Annotated in this window: 16 protein-coding genes and 1 pseudogene; 7 read left to right on the top strand and 10 right to left on the bottom strand. The window is 58.9% G+C overall.

The window, feature by feature from the left end; translation table 11 throughout:
* The first annotated feature begins 229 nt into the window (after positions 1–229).
* Positions 230–787: a GNAT family N-acetyltransferase gene (locus tag DSM25558_RS20065; RefSeq protein ID WP_077106460.1), complete on the top strand. Its 558-nt coding sequence runs from the start codon at positions 230–232 to the stop codon at positions 785–787.
* A gap of 24 nt (positions 788–811) precedes the next feature.
* Here the strand turns inward: DSM25558_RS20065 and DSM25558_RS20060 are convergent, their stop codons facing one another.
* From DSM25558_RS20060 to DSM25558_RS20040, 5 genes and pseudogenes are all read right to left on the bottom strand, one after another.
* Positions 812–1,234: a GNAT family N-acetyltransferase gene (locus DSM25558_RS20060; protein ID WP_083716589.1), complete on the bottom strand. Its 423-nt coding sequence runs from the start codon at positions 1,232–1,234 to the stop codon at positions 812–814.
* Positions 1,235–3,315: pseudogene (locus DSM25558_RS20055) on the bottom strand (hypothetical protein).
* A gap of 1 nt (position 3,316) precedes the next feature.
* Positions 3,317–6,130, bottom strand: a complete 2,814-nt coding sequence (locus DSM25558_RS20050) for a DUF4159 domain-containing protein (RefSeq protein ID WP_077106459.1) — start codon at positions 6,128–6,130, stop codon at positions 3,317–3,319.
* Positions 6,127–7,047, bottom strand: coding sequence for a DUF58 domain-containing protein (locus DSM25558_RS20045; RefSeq protein ID WP_077106458.1), 921 nt, complete (start codon positions 7,045–7,047; stop codon positions 6,127–6,129). The genes DSM25558_RS20050 and DSM25558_RS20045 overlap by 4 nt, the downstream gene beginning before the upstream one ends.
* Before the next feature lie 30 nt (positions 7,048–7,077).
* Entirely contained in the window at positions 7,078–8,088 is a 1,011-nt protein-coding gene (locus DSM25558_RS20040; protein ID WP_077106457.1) for an AAA family ATPase, read from the bottom strand.
* A gap of 179 nt (positions 8,089–8,267) precedes the next feature.
* Between DSM25558_RS20040 and DSM25558_RS20035 the strand changes: the two genes are divergently transcribed.
* From DSM25558_RS20035 to DSM25558_RS20025, 3 genes are all read left to right on the top strand, one after another.
* On the top strand, positions 8,268–8,891 hold the full coding sequence (locus DSM25558_RS20035; RefSeq protein ID WP_077106456.1) for a DUF1285 domain-containing protein: 624 nt from the start codon (positions 8,268–8,270) through the stop codon (positions 8,889–8,891).
* Positions 8,892–9,059: 168 nt separating this feature from the next.
* A complete protein-coding gene (locus DSM25558_RS20030) occupies positions 9,060–9,695 on the top strand; it encodes an NUDIX hydrolase (RefSeq protein WP_077106512.1) in 636 nt (211 codons plus the stop codon).
* Positions 9,692–10,954, top strand: a complete 1,263-nt coding sequence (locus DSM25558_RS20025) for a CCA tRNA nucleotidyltransferase (protein ID WP_077106455.1) — start codon at positions 9,692–9,694, stop codon at positions 10,952–10,954. The genes DSM25558_RS20030 and DSM25558_RS20025 overlap by 4 nt, the downstream gene beginning before the upstream one ends.
* Here DSM25558_RS20025 and DSM25558_RS20020 read toward each other — a convergent pair.
* The 3 genes from DSM25558_RS20020 to hemF all read right to left on the bottom strand — a co-directional run bounded on the left by DSM25558_RS20020 (position 10,945) and on the right by hemF (position 12,529).
* Complete coding sequence (locus tag DSM25558_RS20020) at positions 10,945–11,133, bottom strand: DUF1059 domain-containing protein (protein WP_077106454.1); 189 nt, start codon at positions 11,131–11,133, stop codon at positions 10,945–10,947. The genes DSM25558_RS20025 and DSM25558_RS20020 overlap by 10 nt on opposite strands.
* Positions 11,134–11,234: 101 nt before the next feature.
* Complete coding sequence (locus DSM25558_RS20015) at positions 11,235–11,495, bottom strand: hypothetical protein (protein WP_077106453.1); 261 nt, start codon at positions 11,493–11,495, stop codon at positions 11,235–11,237.
* A 122-nt stretch (positions 11,496–11,617) separates the two neighbouring features.
* A complete protein-coding gene (gene hemF / locus DSM25558_RS20010) occupies positions 11,618–12,529 on the bottom strand; it encodes an oxygen-dependent coproporphyrinogen oxidase (protein WP_077106452.1) in 912 nt (303 codons plus the stop codon).
* A gap of 153 nt (positions 12,530–12,682) precedes the next feature.
* On the opposite strand from hemF, the gene DSM25558_RS20005 reads away from it, so the two are divergent.
* The gene (locus DSM25558_RS20005) at positions 12,683–12,967 is read left to right on the top strand and encodes a CopG family ribbon-helix-helix protein (protein ID WP_077106451.1); all 285 of its coding nucleotides are present in this window, start codon (positions 12,683–12,685) and stop codon (positions 12,965–12,967) included.
* Entirely contained in the window at positions 12,955–13,248 is a 294-nt protein-coding gene (locus DSM25558_RS20000; RefSeq protein WP_077106450.1) for a type II toxin-antitoxin system RelE/ParE family toxin, read from the top strand. The genes DSM25558_RS20005 and DSM25558_RS20000 overlap by 13 nt, the downstream gene beginning before the upstream one ends.
* A 39-nt stretch (positions 13,249–13,287) precedes the next feature.
* On the opposite strand, the gene DSM25558_RS19995 is transcribed toward DSM25558_RS20000, so the two are convergent.
* Both DSM25558_RS19995 and DSM25558_RS19990 read right to left on the bottom strand, forming a co-directional pair.
* A complete protein-coding gene (locus tag DSM25558_RS19995) occupies positions 13,288–14,940 on the bottom strand; it encodes a Na/Pi cotransporter family protein (RefSeq protein ID WP_077106449.1) in 1,653 nt (550 codons plus the stop codon).
* Positions 14,941–15,132: 192 nt separating this feature from the next.
* Complete coding sequence (locus DSM25558_RS19990; protein WP_077106511.1) at positions 15,133–15,594, bottom strand: tRNA (cytidine(34)-2'-O)-methyltransferase; 462 nt, start codon at positions 15,592–15,594, stop codon at positions 15,133–15,135.
* Positions 15,595–16,001: 407 nt separating this feature from the next.
* Between DSM25558_RS19990 and DSM25558_RS19980 the strand changes: the two genes are divergently transcribed.
* The gene (locus DSM25558_RS19980) at positions 16,002–17,858 is read left to right on the top strand and encodes an ABC transporter ATP-binding protein (protein WP_077106447.1); all 1,857 of its coding nucleotides are present in this window, start codon (positions 16,002–16,004) and stop codon (positions 17,856–17,858) included.
* Positions 17,859–18,174 lie beyond the last annotated feature (316 nt).

Genomic DNA, 18,174 nt, shown 5'->3' with positions numbered 1-18,174 from the left:
AATGCAGTGAACAGTGCGTTTCATTTCACGCTCACATCACTGAATGGGTTGAGCGGTGGATTTGTTCTGGACGGGTCGGAATTTTACTGATATCCGCGTTTATCACAATTCTGAGGGAATTCTGCTTTATGACCGCAATACGGATGCTCCGACGACGCTGACGCTCATCACGCCTTCACTGGCGCAGCCGTCACATTGTCACGTCCGTATTTAACGTTCCGGTCCCCTTATGTCCAAGCACGAACTGGTCTACCTCACCGAAGACGCGTCTCACGACGCCATCATCGAACTCATCAATGAAGAAGCTTTCGGCCCTGGCCGGCACACCCGTGCCGCCGCTCGCATCCGCGAGCAAGGACCGCATGATCGGTCGATTTCCTACATTTGCGCAGATGATGGCGAGACGATCGCGTCGGTTCGCATGACCCCGGTTCTTGCCGGTGGCGTCAATGGCCACATGCTCGGGCCACTGGCCGTGCGTCCTTCGCACAAGAACCTGGGCATCGGGCGCGAATTGGTCCGCATCGCCATCGCCGCCGCCAAACGCAAAGGTTCGGAAGCCGTCATCCTCATCGGCGACCCGCCGTACTACATGCCGCTGGGTTTCGAAAAGGTTGCTTATGCCGCGCTGGATTTCCCCGGTCCTGTCGATATGAACCGGGTGCTTGTCGTCCCATTGGCGGCTGACGCGCATGAGCGGCTGAAGGGAAATATCGGCTGGCGGAAGTGCGATGAAGTGGTTGCTATCGACGACGTCGTTACGGAGCGTCTTCTCGCTGTTGGCTGAATGTCTGCGTGACGGCCTTCGCTCTCAAACAAGGCTCTTTTTGAGATAGGTGAGCGTCGCTGTGTCGTTGAAATTGTCGAGCTGGCCGAAAAGCTCGTAGCCGCATTTCTGATAGATCGCCAACGCATCCGGGTTCATCGTGTCGATAAAGGCGCCGATGCACCCGCGTTTGCGGGCTTCTTCTTCTGCTGTGCCGAGGAGCTTGGGGCCGAGGCGCTGGCCGCGCAGATGCTCGGGGATGAACAGGAGGGCGATATAGAGCCAGCCTCGGGCGGTATGGCCTGAAAGGCCACCGATGACTTTGCCGTCCGTGTCACGCAGTGGAATGGTCAGTTCCTGCCAGTCGGAAGGGCCAAAGCGGTCTATGTTGTAGCTCTTCAGCGCCTGCAGGATGGCAAATTTAGCATCCTCGTCAACGCCGTCGATGATTTGGATATCGTAATCCACTTAGCGGCCCTCACGCCACCAGAGCGCAGAAAACGCCATGAGCAGAGCTGCAAGGCCCGCGAAACCGGCAAAGAGCGGTAGCGTGTTGACGCCCTTCAGCACCGTTTCATCCGTCAGGCGAATTAGCATGCGGTCATTATCCGCCACGCGCACATCGCCACGCACGGGAAGGATATCCGGCAACACGACGCGGCCATCATCGTTGACAACGCGGTGGATGCTGCCTTTGGTGGCATCGACCACCGGCTTCAGGGGCTCGGTGGTCGGATCATCGCCTTGAATTCCGGCGCGTCGACGGCACCGACATGCACAAGCGTGGTGAAATCGCCATTGGTGATTTCGTAAAGGCCGGTTTCGTCCATGCGGCGTTCGATCTTGTAGAGACCGGGTTCTGTCTGCGTGAACGCCATCGTCTCAGTTTTGCCCGTGGGGAATTTTACCGTGGCATCGCCGGGATTATCGCCGATGGTCTGGCGGGTGATTTCCAGCGTGCGGCCATTGGCGCGGGCCGTCAGCGCTTCTTCCTCAAGCTCCGGCTCCTTCATCAACCAATGGGCGATGCGGCGGTAAAGGCCGACATGCGGACCGCCGCCTTCGAAGCCACGTGCCCAGAGCCAGCCTTGGTCCGACAGCAGCATGGCGACGCGGCCTTCGCCTTGGCGGTTCAGCACCAGCAGCGGGTCCTGTCCGTCGCCCAGCATCACGGTCTGGCCCTGTGGCTGCTCGACGCCCACGGTGCGGAACCAGCGGCCCCATTGCGGCGGCTCTTCGCCGGAACCTTCCAGACCGCGCGTCACCGGGTGCTTCTTGCCCGCTTCCGACAGGCGTGGATAAAAGGCCGACTGATGCATTTCGCCGGTAGGCTGCGCGGGCAGCACAGAGGCGAGAGGTGTCATGGCAATGGAATCCTGTCCCGCATGTTCGGGCCCGGCGGCAATCAACAGCGCGCCGCCCTTTTCGACATATTGGGCGATATAGTCGTAATAGAGGATCGGCAGCACGCCGCGATGCTGGTAGCGGTCGAAGATGATGAGATCGAAATCCTCGATCTTGTCCACGAAGAGTTCCCGCGTCGGGAAAGCGATCAGCGATAACTCGTTGATGGGCGTGCCATCCTGCTTTTCCGGCGGGCGCAGAATGGTGAAGTGAACCAAATCGACGGATGTGTCGGATTTCAGCAGGTTGCGCCATGCGCGCTCACCGGCATGCGGCTCGCCGGACACCAAAAGAACGCGCAGGTTCTGCCTGATACCCTCGATGACGTGGACGGCGCGGTTGTTGCTGGTAGTGACTTCACCGGCAAGTTCGGCCACGGAAAACTCCATGACATTGTTGCCGCCGCGCGGAACCTTGAAACTGAAGGGCAGGGGCTGGCCGGGCGTCGCCTCAAGCGTGGCGATTTCCTCGCCATTCATCTTCACGGTTACTTCCGCCTGGCCACCTTGCGCACGGCCATCATCGAAGACGCGCAGCGTCAGTTCCTGTTGTTCGTTGACAATACCGAAGCGCGGCGCACGCACCACTTCGATGCGCCGATCGAACTCCTCCGCCCGTCCGGTGATCAGCCCGTGGATCGGGGCCTTGAAGCCGAGTGTCTGCTCGATATTGGGGGTGACATTCGGGATGTCGTGGATCTGGCCGTCGCTGAGGAAAATGGCACCACCAACGCGGGACGGCGATACATCAGATACGGCTGCGGCCAATGCTGAGAACAGATTGGTCGCGGGAGCATCGCTATTGGGATCGTTCTCGACATCCACGATGCGTGGCTCGATGCGCGGGAAGCGGGCAAGGCGCTCTTTCAGGGTGGCAAGCGCCTGATCCGTCTGTTCCGGGCGCTGCTGCACATCCTGGCTCTGCGAGCGATCGACGATAACAGGGACGATGGTGGAGAGCGGGTCACGCTCCTCATTGGTGAGAAGCGGATTGGAGATGGCCAGCAGAAGTGCTGTCAGCGCCAGACCACGCAGCCACGCGCCGCGCACGCCGCGCCATAGGCCGATAATGGCAAGGACGAAGGCGGCAACGGCCATGATGGCGATGACCATCCACGGCAGGAAGGGGGCGAAGGTCAGTGTCATGTTATTGCCCCAACCGCTGGAGGATATCGGGCACATGCACCTGATCGGCCTTGTAGTTGCCAGTCAGCATATACATCATGATGTTCACGCCGGTGCGGAAGGCGTGTTCGCGTTGCACCTCATCCGGCGGTACGGTGGGCAGCACGGGTGCGCCATTGGCATCGATGGCCCATGCGCCAGCAAAATCATTGCCGGTGATGATGATGGGCGAGACACCATCGCCAGACGACGAGATACCGGAGGTGGTCTTGGCCGCATCTTGCCGGGATTCCACCCAGAGCGGGCTGCCCGCATAGCGGCCCGGAAAATTGTTCAGCAGATAAAAAGACCGTGTCAGGACATGGTCCTTCGGCACGGGTTCCAGCGGCGGAATATCGACATTGGCGAGAATTTCCTGAAGACGCTGACCGTTGGCGCTGTTGCCGCCCAGGTTTTCGACCGAAGAGAACTGGTCACGCGTATCGAACAGCACCGTTCCGCCCGCGCGCATATAGGCGTCGATGCGGGAGATGGCAGCGGTGGACGGCATGGGTGCAGTTGCCGAAATCGGCCAGTAGATGATTGGATAGAAGGATAGCTCATCCTTTGAGATATCAAGTCCCACCGGCTGGCCCGGCTCCAGCGTTGTGCGCCATGTCATGAATTCGGTCAGACCCTGCAAACCTTGCTCCGAGATGCGGTCCACATCGTCTTCGCCGGTGCGGACATAGGCCAGATGGGTGGTGTCCAGCCGCTCGAAAATGGCTTCGTCACCCGGTTTCGGGTCGTCGGCGCGTGCTGTATTCGGCGAGAAGACCGTAAGGCCTGCCGCAAAGGTCAATATGACCGCAGCAGCAGATGAACGGCCGCGAGGCATACGCGAGAAAACGCCATTCATGAAAAGAACGATGAGCGTATCGGCAAAGAGCATCAGGAGGGCCGCAATGAAGAGGGCAGGGCGAAGCGATTTCGCGGCTTCACCGACAAGGCCCTCCCGGGTGGTGGCGGTTCCCGCAAGCGCAGTGTCCAGCGGACGCAGCGTCGCGCCGGGCGGCAGAAGGTTGAGAGCGACGAAACCGGATTCCGTGCCGTAGAGGCCGGGCGGGTTATCGAAGCTCGCGCGGGGCGACTGACCCGGCTTTGCCTCCAGCGGACGGGCGGTGCCGATTTCTGGCGATAGCGAACCTGTTGCGGTCAGCAGGCGGTAAGGTGGCAAGGCTGCGGCAGGCGCATTGGCAGAGGCGGATGAGCCGCCAACCTGCGAGAGTTGGACGATGCGGCGCAGCATTTCCACGAAATGGCCCGAGATCGGCAGATCCGACCAGCTGGCTTCCGCGCTGACATGGAAAAGCACGATGCGGCCCGCATCGACATTGCGGGTGGTGACCAGCGGCGTACCATCCGCAAGGCTTGCCCATGTGCGCTCAGCCAAATCAGGTGTCGGTTCGGCCAGAACCTGACGCTTGATGTGAATGCCATCTGCCTTGGGCATGCCGGCAAAGGGGCCGAAATTCGGGAAATCCGCCAGTGGCTGTGGCTCGGCCCATGACAGGGCACCGCCCAGCGCGCGCTCGCCCTGACGCAGGGTCACCGGCACCAGCGGGTCATCAGCTGGGGCGGCGGCAAGGCGCGGGCCCGCGAAACGGATGAGCGTGCCACCGCGCGATAGCCAGCGCTCGATGGGCGCATAGGTTTCCTGCGGCAGGCGACCGATATCGGCCATGACGATGACGGATGGATTGGATTGCAGCAATTCGGGAATGGCGACGGCAAGGTCCGCCTGCCGTTGCGGCACAAGATCGACATAGGGCTGAAGCGCGCGGCTGATATAGAACAGCGGCTGGAGCAAGGGCTGGAAATCATTGCCGGTTTCGCCAGCCAACAGCGCCACGCGGCGACGACGGAAACCATCATCCAGCAGATGCGTCGAGCCTGCGGTGGACAGCCGGTCGATGGACAGGCGGGCGAAATCATTGCGTAGCTCGAAGGGCGCACTCAGCACGGCGGTGGTTTCTGCCGCACCAGGGACGAAGGTGGCATTATCGCTGGCGAGAATGCGCCCCTGGCTGTCCTGCGCATTGATCGTGAGGTTGGCGGGGCCGCTGGCTTCGAGGCGGGACAGCGAAACGGTCATGGTTTCCGCACCGTTTTCAGCACCTGTTATGGCGGTTATCGCCTGTCCATCGCCTTCAACCATGCGAAATTCCGAGGCTTTCATATTGGCCAGACTGCTCAGTGCGGTCTGATCGCTGGGGGTCGCCACGCCATCGGTGATATAGGCCAAAGTGCCGGGGGCTGCGCCGTTCATGGCTTCACTCACGGCTTCCGCGGCGCGGACGCGGTCCGGCACCAGAGGCTGTGGCTTGGCGGCGGCCAGCTTTTCCAGCGCGGCAGCCGTCGTGCCGGGTTCGGCATCATGGTCGCGGTCTGCGGTGAAGGTTATTGAAACAGGGCGTTCTGCCCGCTCTGCGTCTCCGATCAGGGCTTCGACCGTGCGCACGCGACGGTCCCAATCCGGCGCTGCCGCCCAGCCATTGTCCACGATCAGAACCAGCGGGCCACTACCGGCAAGCGTGTTGTTGCGCGGGTTGATGACCGGATCGGCCAGCGCGAAGATGACGGCAGCTGCAAGAAGCATGCGCAACAGCGTCAGCCACCACGGGCTTTTCGACGGTGTTTCCTCGCGCTTCAACACCGTTGCGAGAATGCGCAGTGGCGGAAATACCTCCGCCTTCGGGCGCGGCGGTGTCAGCCGCAGCAGCCACCAGATGGCGGGCAGCGCCAGCAGGCCGAATAGAATAAAGGGGCTGGTGAAAACGAAGGGCAGGGCGCTCATGTCCGGCCTCCGTTCTTGCCGGCCACCGGTGCGCCGGAGAGATACATGTGCATGGTGACAAGCGCTTCGGATGCCAGATGGTCGGTGCGGTGGAAGACGAAGTTCCAGCCCATACGACGAAGCGACGAGGACATGGCATCCCGCCGTGCCAGATAGGCGCGGGTGTAATCGTCGCGAATGGTTTCGGCGCGGCCGGAGGTCAGCTTTGCGCCGGTTTCGGGGTCGGAAAACTCGGTGCGACCGCTATAGGGAAAGACCTCTTCGGCGGGGTCGGCAATTTCAACCACATGGCCGCGCAGGCCGCGGCGGGCAAGAGGTGAGATGCGTTCCATGATGGTGGTGGCGTCATCGAGGAAATCACCGATCAGGACGATATCGCTGGAACCACGGATCATCGATGTATCCGGCAGGCCGGTGGTGGCGGGCGCGTGCATGATGGCAGTCGCCAGGCGCTCGGCGGCGTTGCGGGCGGAGACTGGCTCCATGATGCCGGGGCAGCCGATACGCTCGCCGGAGCGAGCCAGAATTTCCGCCAGCGCCAGCATCAGCACCAGCGCACGGCTTTCCTTGGAGACGGAACCGAGCGTGGATTTGAACATCATCGATGGCGAGAGATCCGCCCAAAGCCAGATGGTGTGAGCGGCTTCCCATTCCCGGTCACGGACATAGGTATGGTCATCGCGCGCAGAGCGTCGCCAGTCGATGCGCGACAGGCTTTCGCCGTCCGCATAGGGCCGGAACTGCCAGAAATTTTCGCCGATGCCGCGTTTGCGGCGCCCATGCCAGCCTGCGGTGACGGTATTGGCAATGCGCTTCGCCTCGACCATGCAATCCGGCACGAGTGCGGCACGCTGGCGGGCACGGGCAAGCACGTCACTGCCGGGCGTTTGCTCTACGATCTGGCCGATGGATGCCACATGCACTCCTTAAAATCCGACCCTGAATGGTCAGTTCTTGGCCTGCTCCACGAGGCCTGCAATAACGTCGCGAACCGACATGCCTTCCGCGCGGGCTGCAAATGTTAGCGCCATGCGGTGTTCCAGAACAGGCTCTGCCAGCGCGTAGATATCATCCAGCGATGGTGCGAGACGGCCTTCGTAAAGCGCACGGGCGCGTGCTGTCAGCATCAGCGACTGGCCGGCACGTGGGCCTGGTCCCCATGCAACGTTCTTGTCCGTTAGTTTGTTGCCGTGGCCGGGGCGGGCGGAGCGCACCAGCGCCAGGATGGCATCCACCACCTTGTCGCTGACTGGCATCTGACGAATGAGCGTCTGGATTTCAACGAGGCGATCGCCTTCGATCATGCGGCGTGCTTCACCTGACGCTGTGCCTGTCGTGTCGAGCAGGATTTGACGTTCTGCGGCAAGGTCGGGATAATCGACATCGACCTGAAGCAGGAAGCGGTCGAGCTGGGCTTCCGGTAGCGGATAGGTGCCTTCCTGCTCCAGCGGGTTCTGGGTGGCGAGAACATGGAAGGGCTTCGGCAGGTCGAAACGCTGGCCAGCGACCGTAATGTGATATTCCTGCATGGCCTGCAAAAGGGCGGACTGGGTGCGCGGGCTGGCACGGTTGATTTCATCCGCCATCAGCAGCTGGCCGAAGATCGGTCCCTTGATGAAGCGGAAAGAGCGGCGACCGCTTTCATCCTGATCCATGACTTCAGAGCCGAGAATATCCGATGGCATGAGGTCCGGCGTGAACTGAATGCGGTTGGCATCGAGCCCGAGAACGGTGCCGAGCGTGGTCACAAGCTTTGTCTTGGCAAGGCCTGGAACGCCGATCAGCAGCGCATGACCGCCGGAGAGAATGGCGAGAAGCGTGTTCTGCACCACCTTTTCCTGACCGAAGATGACCTTGGACACTTCCGCCCGGATGGCGGCGATATCCGACAGCGCCTTTTCGGCGGCGGCAATAATCGCCTTTTCGTCGAGGGTTTCGCTGGTATTCATAATGCCCATATCGCTCTCCTCAAACTAAGCCGCTGCTATCATCTCGTGACCGGTCAACAATCGCATACAGGACGCATTTGGCGCTGCCTATAGCTTATTGTCATCCAGCCCGCTGACAAGCATCCTTCGAATGACTATCTCGTTACCTATGTCAGGGACTTCAATAGGTGACAAAGCAGGGCTCGAATATGGCGGTTGAAACGATAAATTCGGCGAAAGACGCAGCAGGGCTTGCCGCGATGATTTCCCATGCAGCCGAACAGACGGGCGATAAAAGCCGAGGACCTGCCCCTGTCGAGCGCTGGAATCCGCCCTTTTGCGGCGATCTGGACATGGAAATCCGCGCCGATGGCACATGGTTCTACATGGGCACGCCTATAGGTCGCGCCCCGCTGGTGAGGCTGTTTTCCACCGTTTTGCGCAAAGATGAGGACGGCAAGACCTACCTCGTAACACCTGTGGAAAAAGTCGGCATCCGCGTCGTGGATGCGCCGTTCATCGCCGTGGAGATGAATGTGGGTGAAAAAGACGGCGTGCCGCTTCTGACGTTCCGCACGAACGTCGGTGATGTGGTGGAAGTTGGTGCCGAACATCCGCTGCGTTTTGAGATCAGCGGCGAAAACAAGGAGTTGAAGCCCTATCTTCTGGTGCGCGGACGGCTTGAGGCTCTGGTGTCGCGTGCGGTCATGTATGATCTGGTGGAACTGGGCGAAGTGATTGAAATCGATGGGAAAGAGATGTTTTCCGTCCGGTCTGGCGGGCAGGTGTTTGCCATCATTCCAGCAGCTGAATTAAGTGAACTGTCGAAATGATATTATCCGCCTTGCAGACCCTTCAATGCTCCTCATTCCTGTGCTTGTCACAGGAATCCAGTTGCTGCGCGTCTGCGCAGAGTGAAGAGTCCTTCAGCCCAGGACTGGGCTGGCTAGATTCCTGTGACAAGCACAGGAATGAGGGACGCTTTGGTGGTTCTGCCTGCCATGGATGATCTCTCATTTTTCTCAGCCACCGATTTCCGGCGTCGCGTGCTTTCGGATGGCGAGGGCGTGGCCGAGCGGGAAGAAGTCGATCATGGCGATCATATTCTCAACCCCGGTGTTCGACTGACAGGTGATGGCATCCGCCTGAAAGACGCCGCCGTGCTGGTGCCGGTGGTGGATTACGGCGATGAGGCTCGAGTGATATTCACCCAGCGTACTTCGACGCTTCGAAAACATTCCGGCCAGATTTCCTTTCCCGGCGGCGGGATCGATAAGGAAGATCGCTCGCCGGAAGATGCAGCACTTCGCGAAACGGAAGAGGAAATCGGTCTATCCCGTTCCTATGTCGAAACGGTAGGGCGATTGCCGGATTATATTTCCGGCACCGGTTTCCGCATCAAGCCGGTGCTGTCAGTGGTCAAGCCGGGCTTCGATCTCACGCTCAACCCGACCGAGGTCGATGAGGTCTTCGAGGTACCTTTGTCGTTTCTGATGAACCCGACCAATCACAAGCGCGGCAGCCGCATCTTTCAGGGGAGGGAGCGGTTTTTCTACGAAATGCCCTATGGCGAGCGCTACATTTGGGGCATTACGGCGGGCATTATGCGCAGCATTTACGAGAGGTTCTATTCATGAGCAACATTGCCGATCAGGACTGGTTTTCCAAACCAAATCTCCAGCGGATATTGGCGCTTTTGAATGCCGATGGCGGTGAAGCGCGTATCGTAGGCGGTGCCGTGCGCAATGCGTTGATGGGCATGCCCGTGGGCGATATCGACATTGCTACGACGTTGCCGCCGCAGGACGTGGTGGAGCGCGCCAAGGAAGCAGGCATCAAGGCCGTGCCAACCGGTATCGAACACGGCACGGTGACATTGGTGCTGGATGGCGAGGGTTTCGAAGTCACCACCCTGCGCCGTGACGTGGAGACCGACGGTCGCCATGCGCAAGTGGCCTTCGGCACTGATTGGACGGAAGACGCAGAGCGACGCGACCTGACCATCAACGCGCTTTATGCCGATGCCTCTGGCGAGGTGATCGACCTGATTGGTGGCTTGGCGGATATCGAGAAGCGCAATGTCCGCTTCATCGGCGACGCTGACCGGCGCATTGCCGAGGATTATCTGCGCATTTTGCGGTTCTTCCGTTTCTTCGCGCATTACGGCTCCGGACGTCCGGATGCGGACGGTCTGCGGGCAAGTGCGCGCGCCAAGGACAAGATTTCAACGCTGTCTGCCGAGCGCGTGTGGAGCGAGATGAAGAAGCTGCTGGCGGCAGACGATCCATCGCGCGCGCTTTTGTGGATGCGCCAATCTGGTGTTCTGACACAGGTCCTGCCGGAGACGGAAAAATGGGGCATCGATGCCATTCACGGGCTGGTCGCAGCCGAGCAGGCGCTTGGCTGGAAACCGGACGCGCTGATGAGGCTTGCCGCCATTGTGCCATCGGATGTAGAGCGGATAAATGCGATGACGTCACGGCTGCGTATGTCGAAAGCGGAAGCTAAGCGCCTTGTGCAGTGGGCGTCGGCTCCGACAATCGATCCCGCTATCGCAGACGCGGCATTTGATCGTCTTCTCTACCGGCAGGGCGTAGAAGGTGTGATCATGCGGTTGAAACTGGCCTTGGCGGCGGCGCGTGCCGATGTCTCGGCAGGCGAGGCGGCTATGCAGAAGATCGCACGGCTTTCCGCCATCCTGTCGCGCGCAGAGAAATTCGAAAAACCGAATTTCCCTCTGACGGGTGCTGATATTGTTGCAGCCGGGGTAGCGCCTGGGCCACGGGTCGGAGAGATTCTGGGCGCACTTGAGGAAAAGTGGATCGAGTTCAACTTCTCATTGGACCGGGCAGCGCTGGCCGCCCGGCTTGAGGCTCTGTTGGAAAATCAGGCCTGAAGTTTGTTTTCGTCGTGAATACGTCGCTTGATGTTTTCGACCATGTTTTCACGAATTGCGGTTTCACCATGCGCCTGGCGCATATGGTCCACGGTTCGGCGCACGACTTCGGCATCCTCATCAGCGCGTGTGTGCCACTCGCAACCCGGCACCAGGGTTCCACATTCGAACAGTCTCATATTGGCCTCCCATTATGAAATTTCAAAGCAGAGCCCCATTTTTGAAGCTCTGCCTTGATAACCAATAAACGGGAAATAAGGACTTATGTTCCGGGTGACCCTTATTCGGGGTGTGCCCAGCAATGGAAGACCGATGATGTCGCCGCTGCCGGTACACGGCTCGTTTCGACCTTGTCATCGTTCGCAGCAGCTTCGTTGGCAAGCTTGCGCTTGACCTGCTCCACGTAAAAGGAATGCGGCAATTCGCGATCTCCGGTGGCGCGCATTTCCGCTGCCAGCCGATCGATCAGTTCGGATGTTGGTATGGCCCGCGACTGGTCTCGACCAATCGTGGAAATAGGCATGCTGTTCAGTGTCGTCATGACGATAGCTCCTCCACTCCATCAACGGCTTGGAGCCTATCACCGGCTTTGTTTTTTAATAAGAGCTAATTTTCCAAAATGAGGGCTCACACAGTCATAAAAAGCCAAACTTTTCGTGAGCGTCAGGGCCAGCGAACCACTGGCGGAAGTGATGACAGAATGGAATCGACATTGCCGCCGGTCTTGAGGCCAAAAATCGTGCCGCGATCGTAGAGCAGATTGAATTCGACGTAGCGACCACGGCGAATCAACTGCTCATCGCGGTCCTCTTCCGTCCATGGCTGGTTGAAATTGCCGCGCACGATTTTGGGGTAGGCCAGATTGAATGCGCGGCCGACATCCTGCACGAAGGCAAAATTGGCGTCCCAGCCGCCCTTTTCCTCATCCGGGTGCAGCCAGTCGAAAAAGATGCCGCCGATGCCGCGCGCTTCGTTGCGGTGCTTTAGAAAGAAATACTCGTCGCACCACTGCTTATAGCGTGGGTAATCGGCCACCGCATGGCGATTGCAGGTGATTTCGAAGACGCGGTGGAAGATTTGCGTGTCTGTGTCTTCCTGTGTGCGACGTCGGTTGAGAACCGGCGTCAAATCCGCACCGCCGCCAAACCAATGGCTGGAGGTAACGACCATGCGTGTGTTCATATGCACGGCGGGAACGTTGGGATTGACCGGGTGGGCTATCAGGGAAATGCCGGAGGCCCAGAAACGCGGGTCTTCTTCCGCGCCCGGTATCTGGCCGCGAAACTCCGGCGAAAACTCGCCATGCACGGTGGATGTATGGACGCCGACCTTCTCGAAAACCCGGCCCTCCATCATCGACATGATGCCACCACCGCCTTCACCTTTGTCGCGCTGCCATTCCTTGCGCACGAAACGACCCGGCTCCTGATCGGCCAGCGGACCCTGTAATTCGTCCTCGATGGTTTCAAAGGAGGCAATGATCGTGTCGCGAAGGCTCTCGAACCAGGCTTTGGCCAGCGCCTTCTTATCTTCGATGTCGTCGGGCAAGCCCTTCGGCAAATCTGGCCGTTCCATATCCGATGTCCTTCCGGTCGAATCGCTGCGTTTCTTCCGGTTTAACAGCCCTGCGGCACAGACACAAAACTGAATTGCGGAAGATGGCGATGTTGACACAAAGGCTTGATGGCCCAATACTGGGTATTACCTTTGTATACCCGAGGATTTTTCATGCCCGGACCACATCCCGTTGCGGTGAAGCTCGACCCGGATGTCCACGCCCGGATGCGCAAGCTGGCCGAGACACAGCATCGTTCCACCCACTATCTGATGCGGGAGGCCATCGCTCAATATGTCGAGCGGGAAGAAAAGCGTGAGACGTTTCGGCAAGAGGCCTTGGTTGCATGGTCCGCCTATCAGGAAAATGGCCTTCATCTGAAACAGGGTGAGGCGGATGACTGGCTAGCCCAGCTTGAAACCGGTCAGGACGTGGAACCGCCTGAATGCCACAACTGATCTGGACGCCGGAGGCCTTGGCGGCCGTTCAGCGTTGCTACCGTTTTCTCGCGCGAAAGAACCCAGATGCGGCATCGCGCGCCGTAAAAGCGGTCCGTGACCAAATGCGAATTATCGAGGCCCACCCAGCTATCGGACGGCCGGCCGATAAGATGGCATCAGAGTTTCGGGAACTGTTGATTCCGTTCGGTGAGAGTGGCTATGTCGCTCTCTACAGACAGGATGGAGAGTTGGTCGTCGTGTTGGCACTCCGCCACCAGAGCGAGGCAGGGTATTTTTGAACATGACTTGAGCCAGCATCTCAATGGGTGCTGTATCACTCAACTCCTACTATCTGCTGCCCGCAGCCGGCTGTCGCCAAGCACTCCACCTTCATCCAGAATGGGATGTGCAACGGAGACGATATGGGCGTTGATGCGTTTGAGGTCGCGCAGCATATCCAGATGCAGCGAACTGGTTTGCAGGCTCTGCGTCAATCCGTCGCGCAGGCGTTCCAGATGACGACCGGATGACCGCTTTTCCAGCCGCCTGATATCGTCCTTGATCTCCATCAGATGGCGGGCGAGATCGAAATCACCGGTTACGAAAATGCTCTGCGCAGCACGCAGGTTTTCGATGGTCATGTCGAACAGAGTTTTCAGTTCGTCATATCCTTCATCGGAAAACTTGAAGCCATTGACGATCTTCTTGCGGATTTGTTCGCAGAGACCTTTTTCGATGATATCGCCGATATGCTCGAGGTTGATTGCATAATCTATGATGGTGATCGACCGGCGCGCATCGTCCTCTTGTAGCCCTTTGCGGCCAAGTTGGGAGAGATAAATCTTCACGTCCTGCTGCAGCCTGTCGACCTTCTGTTCCAGCACGATAATTTCGGCAAGCGGGGTAAGATCGTTGTGCTTGAAGGCGTTTTCGGCCCTGATCAGCATGCGCTCGATCGTGTCTCCGACGACGAGAACTTCACGCGTGGCGTTGGCAAGCGCCACAACCGGCGTATCCAGTGCGGACGCGTCGAGAAAACGCGGGCTTTCGTCGGTGCCCGGATCGTCCGGAACCATCTTGGCCATCATGTTCGACACGACCCCGGAGAACGGCCACGCGATTGCCGCAAGCGCCAGGTTGAAGATCAGATGCGCATCCACGGGCAGCATGGCTTTGGCAAGCGGAAGCTGCTGGAGCAACATGGCACCATAACCTGCCAGAGGCAGGGCAATCGCACAGCCCGCTGCGCGCACGAGAAGATTGCCGATCGTGATGCGGCGGGACGATGCGGGGCCTGACAGGGTTGCGATGACAGGCGGGATCGCGCCGCCCAGATTTGCGCCAAGAATGAGAACGATGATCAGCCCGGTGGACAGAATGTCGGCGGAGGCCAGCGACAATATGAGAACCACCACCGCAAGGCTGGAGGAAGAGACGAATGCGAGCGCTGCCGAAAGCAACAGAGCGACGGGCCATGCATCATCCAGCAGGCCTATGAACGCGCCCAGAGCCGGTGAATCGCGCATCGGTTCTGTCGCATTGCTGAGCAGATGCAGGGAAAGCAGCATCAGGCCCACACCCACCAGTGCCGTGCCGCCGCCTTGACGGGCCGTGGAGGCTCCCTTGCGAACAACAATGCCGGTGATGATCAGCAGCGGCGACAACCACGCGACGCCGGTTGCGAAAATCCATGCGGTCACGGCGGTGCCGATATTGGCACCCAGCAGAACGATTTGCGCCATGCGCGGGCGGATGAGATCACGCTCTGCGAAGGAAGCAACGGTCAGGGCGGTGGCTGTGGAGCTTTGCAAGGCGATGGTGGCGAGAAAGCCCGATAGAAAAGACCGTGGACCGCTTTTTGTGCCGGTTGCCAGGACGATGCGGAGCTTGACGCCGAAAGCGCGGGTAACGCCATCCTTGACTTGAGCGAGGCCGAAAAGCAGCAGCGCGACAGCGCCCAAGAGATTAACGATGGTGATGGTGGATTGCATGCTGGTCGCCCTCCGTCCGTCAGTATGTCTGAGTTTGAACGCCGTTCCTTGCCCGAAACCTTTCGCTTTCGGACGACATGCTCGCGGAAAGGCTCGGAGGTGAGAATCTTTAGTTGGCTAATCAATATAAGCCTGAAATACCCCGTCGTACAGAGTTGTTTGCGACATTTTAAATCGTGAAGACGATGGCGTTTATCGCCATGCCGTCTGGCGCAAAGCCTCTCCTGATATCATCGCCGCCGACATGGCGACATTGATAGAGCGCTGCCCCTCCATCATGGGAATGATTAGCCGTTCATCGGCTTTTTCGTGCACATGATCCGGCACGCCAGCGCTCTCGCGGCCGAACAGTAGAATGTCGTCAGACCGGTACGTCACATCGACATAGGGCAGGGCTGCCTTGGTGGAGGCGAGAAGAAGCCTGCGGCCCGTTGAGGCGCGCCATTCTTCGAAACGCTCCCAATTGACGTGGCGTGTCAGCGATGCCGTGGTGAGGTAGTCCATGCCGGCACGCTTCAGATTGCGGTCGGAAATATCGAACCCGGCAGGTTCGATGATATCGACACCGATGCCCAGGCATGCCGCCAGCCGCAGGATTGTGCCGGTGTTGCCGGGAATGTCTGGTTGATAAAGGGCGATCCTGATATCGGGCATGGTCATGTCTCTCTGGTCGGCATCGTCGGGCTTTATCACGGCGAGCAATATTGAAACAAGCAACGCGTTACAAACCGAGGGCTGTTGTCCCGTCGACACACTCGCGTGTTACGGAGCGTTTTGCGATAGTTACGGTGGTTTGGTGCTGGTCAATGCTTATTTTTTGAGCTACAAGGGCGCATCTTCAACACCAGCCACGGAGGTTCAGATGAATAAGCTATTTCTATATCGCCTCCCGGCCATTGTAGCGGCCCTGCAGGCTTAGGTGTTTTTGGCGGTCCATCCGCTTTTCCATTTTAATTCGTCATGTGGCTGTTGCGGCCATATCCATGTTATTCCCGTGATGGCCGTGGGCTTTTTTTGTCCCCGTGCTGCTGTTTCGGGATCATTATGTCCGGAGCTTGGCCATGTTCGGCTGGTTTGAAAAACGTCTCGACCCATTTCCCGCATCCACGCCTGTCGTGCCGCCAGCGAAGCTTTTGCCGTTCATGTGGCATTACGTCAAACCGGCGGCGCCCTGGTTGCTGCTGCTGGGCCTGATGTCGATGGGTATCGCGGTTGCCGAAGTGATGCTCTATCAGTTCCTTGGCAATATCGTGGATTGGCTGTCATCTGCAAACCGCGAGACCTTTCTTCAGGATGAAGGCTGGCATCTCGTCGTCATGGCGGCCATCGTGCTGGTGGCCCTGCCTTTGATGGGGTCCATTCACACCATGACGATGCACCAGACGCTGGCTGGAAACTTCGGCATGATTGCCCGCTGGCATATGCACCGGTTTTTGCTGCGCCATTCCATGACGTTTTTCGCCAACGAGTTTGCAGGCCGCGTTTCGACGAAGGTGATGCAGACGGCGCTGTCCATTCGTGAAGTGGCGCTGAAAATCATCGACGTGTTCGTCTATGCCATCAGCTTCGTTTTCTCGATGCTGTTCATGGTTGCGGCTGCGGATTGGCGGCTGGTGATTCCGCTGGTGGTCTGGCTGTCCATCTACATCGCCATATTGACCTACTTCGTGCCAAAACTCGGTCGCCTTGCCAGCGAGCAGGCGGATGCGCGCTCGTTGATGACAGGTCGTATCGTAGACAGTTACACCAACATCGCCACCATCAAGCTGTTTTCCCACGCGGGCCGTGAAGAGGTCTATGCACGGGAAGGCATGAATGTGTTTCTGAACACCGTTCACCGGCAGATGCGCAAGATTTCCGCCTTCAACATCGCCATCGATATCAACAATGCGCTGGTCATGTTCTCCACGACATCGCTTGGCCTTTATTTCTGGCTGACGGGTTCCGTCACGGTTGGCGCGCTTGCCGTCGCCATCGGCCTGTCCATGCGTGTCAACGGCATGTCGCAGTGGATCATGTGGGAAGTCACCTCGCTGTTTGAAAACATCGGCACGGTCTATGATGGCATGAGCATGATGACCAAACCGCATGACATCGTGGATGAGGTTGACGCACCGGCGCTCTCGGCACCCAAGGGCGAAATCCACTTCAACGACATCCGCTTCCACTATGGGAAGAACAAGGGCGTGATCGAGGGACTGTCATTGGATATCGAACCCGGCGAGAAGGTCGGCCTCGTCGGCCGTTCCGGTGCGGGCAAGACGACGCTGATGAACCTGCTGTTGCGGTTCTACGATCTGGAATCGGGCAAAATCCTCATCGACGGTCAGGATATTTCCACCGTGTCGCAGGATAGTCTGCGCTCGCTGATCGGCGTGGTGACACAGGATACGTCGCTACTCCATCGTACCATCCGCGATAACATCGCCTATGGCCATCCGGGCGCGACCGATGATGAGATCATCGCGGCGGCAAAGCGTGCCAATGCGTGGGACTTCATCGAAACGCTGGTCGACATGCATGGCCGCAAGGGGTTGGATGCGCAGGTCGGCGAGCGTGGCGTGAAGCTGTCCGGCGGCCAGCGCCAACGCATTTCGATTGCCCGCGTATTCCTGAAAAACGCACCAATCCTCATTCTCGATGAGGCAACGTCGGCGCTGGACTCAGAGGTTGAAGCCGCCATTCAGGAAAACCTGTTTGCGCTGATGGAAGGCAAAACCGTCATCGCAATCGCCCACCGTCTTTCGACATTGACCGAGATGGATCGCCTGATCGTTCTCGATATGGGCAAGATCGTTGAAGCCGGGACACACACTGAGCTGGTGGAAGAGGGCGGTATCTATGCCGACCTGTGGCTACGCCAGTCCGGCGGGTTTATTGCCGATGAAGAGCCCGAGATGAAGGCGGCGGGCGAGTAGGTTTACGCCTCTCGTATTCCGTCACCCCGCACTTGTGTGGACGAAATGTGGTTTACTTGTTGCATTGACCGGGATGCGCATCCCGGTCAATGCAGGCAGGAGGCCGTATTTCCGCACCGGTTTGAAAGAGCCGACATCAAGCAAGGCCCTGCCTGCTCCCTTTAACCCCGAACGGTTGATCGGGCTTTCGCCCGCACCACAAGACTGGGAGCAAGGCCATGATACAGGAACTTACCGTTGTTGGTATCGACATTTCCAAAGCCCGCTTCGATGTCTGCGCGTATCCTGCGGGAAAGCACTGGAGTACAAGCAGTTC

Origin of the sequence: Agrobacterium sp. DSM 25558, from assembly GCF_900100825.1 — a bacterium.
Classification (GTDB): domain Bacteria; phylum Pseudomonadota; class Alphaproteobacteria; order Rhizobiales; family Rhizobiaceae; genus Agrobacterium.
Note: the sequence above shows the minus strand (reverse complement) of the source record. Positions and strands in the feature narration are given on the sequence as shown.

Bases quoted from the DNA above. Each gene is read 5' to 3' on its own strand.
- DSM25558_RS19995 (WP_077106449.1), bottom strand. From the start codon at position 14,940: ATGCAATCCACCATCACCATCGTTAATCTCTTGGGCGCTGTCGCGCTG.
- DSM25558_RS20035 (WP_077106456.1), top strand. From the start codon at position 8,268: ATGGCGGTTGAAACGATAAATTCGGCGAAAGACGCAGCAGGGCTTGCC.
- DSM25558_RS20005 (WP_077106451.1), top strand. From the start codon at position 12,683: ATGCCCGGACCACATCCCGTTGCGGTGAAGCTCGACCCGGATGTCCAC.
- DSM25558_RS20065 (WP_077106460.1), top strand. From the start codon at position 230: ATGTCCAAGCACGAACTGGTCTACCTCACCGAAGACGCGTCTCACGAC.
- DSM25558_RS20040 (WP_077106457.1), bottom strand. From the start codon at position 8,088: ATGGGCATTATGAATACCAGCGAAACCCTCGACGAAAAGGCGATTATT.
- DSM25558_RS20025 (WP_077106455.1), top strand. From the start codon at position 9,692: ATGAGCAACATTGCCGATCAGGACTGGTTTTCCAAACCAAATCTCCAG.
- DSM25558_RS20020 (WP_077106454.1), bottom strand. From the start codon at position 11,133: ATGAGACTGTTCGAATGTGGAACCCTGGTGCCGGGTTGCGAGTGGCAC.
- DSM25558_RS20050 (WP_077106459.1), bottom strand. From the start codon at position 6,130: ATGAGCGCCCTGCCCTTCGTTTTCACCAGCCCCTTTATTCTATTCGGC.
- DSM25558_RS20030 (WP_077106512.1), top strand. From the start codon at position 9,060: ATGGATGATCTCTCATTTTTCTCAGCCACCGATTTCCGGCGTCGCGTG.
- DSM25558_RS19990 (WP_077106511.1), bottom strand. From the start codon at position 15,594: ATGCCCGATATCAGGATCGCCCTTTATCAACCAGACATTCCCGGCAAC.
- hemF (WP_077106452.1), bottom strand. From the start codon at position 12,529: ATGGAACGGCCAGATTTGCCGAAGGGCTTGCCCGACGACATCGAAGAT.
- DSM25558_RS20000 (WP_077106450.1), top strand. From the start codon at position 12,955: ATGCCACAACTGATCTGGACGCCGGAGGCCTTGGCGGCCGTTCAGCGT.
- DSM25558_RS19980 (WP_077106447.1), top strand. From the start codon at position 16,002: ATGTTCGGCTGGTTTGAAAAACGTCTCGACCCATTTCCCGCATCCACG.
- DSM25558_RS20015 (WP_077106453.1), bottom strand. From the start codon at position 11,495: ATGACGACACTGAACAGCATGCCTATTTCCACGATTGGTCGAGACCAG.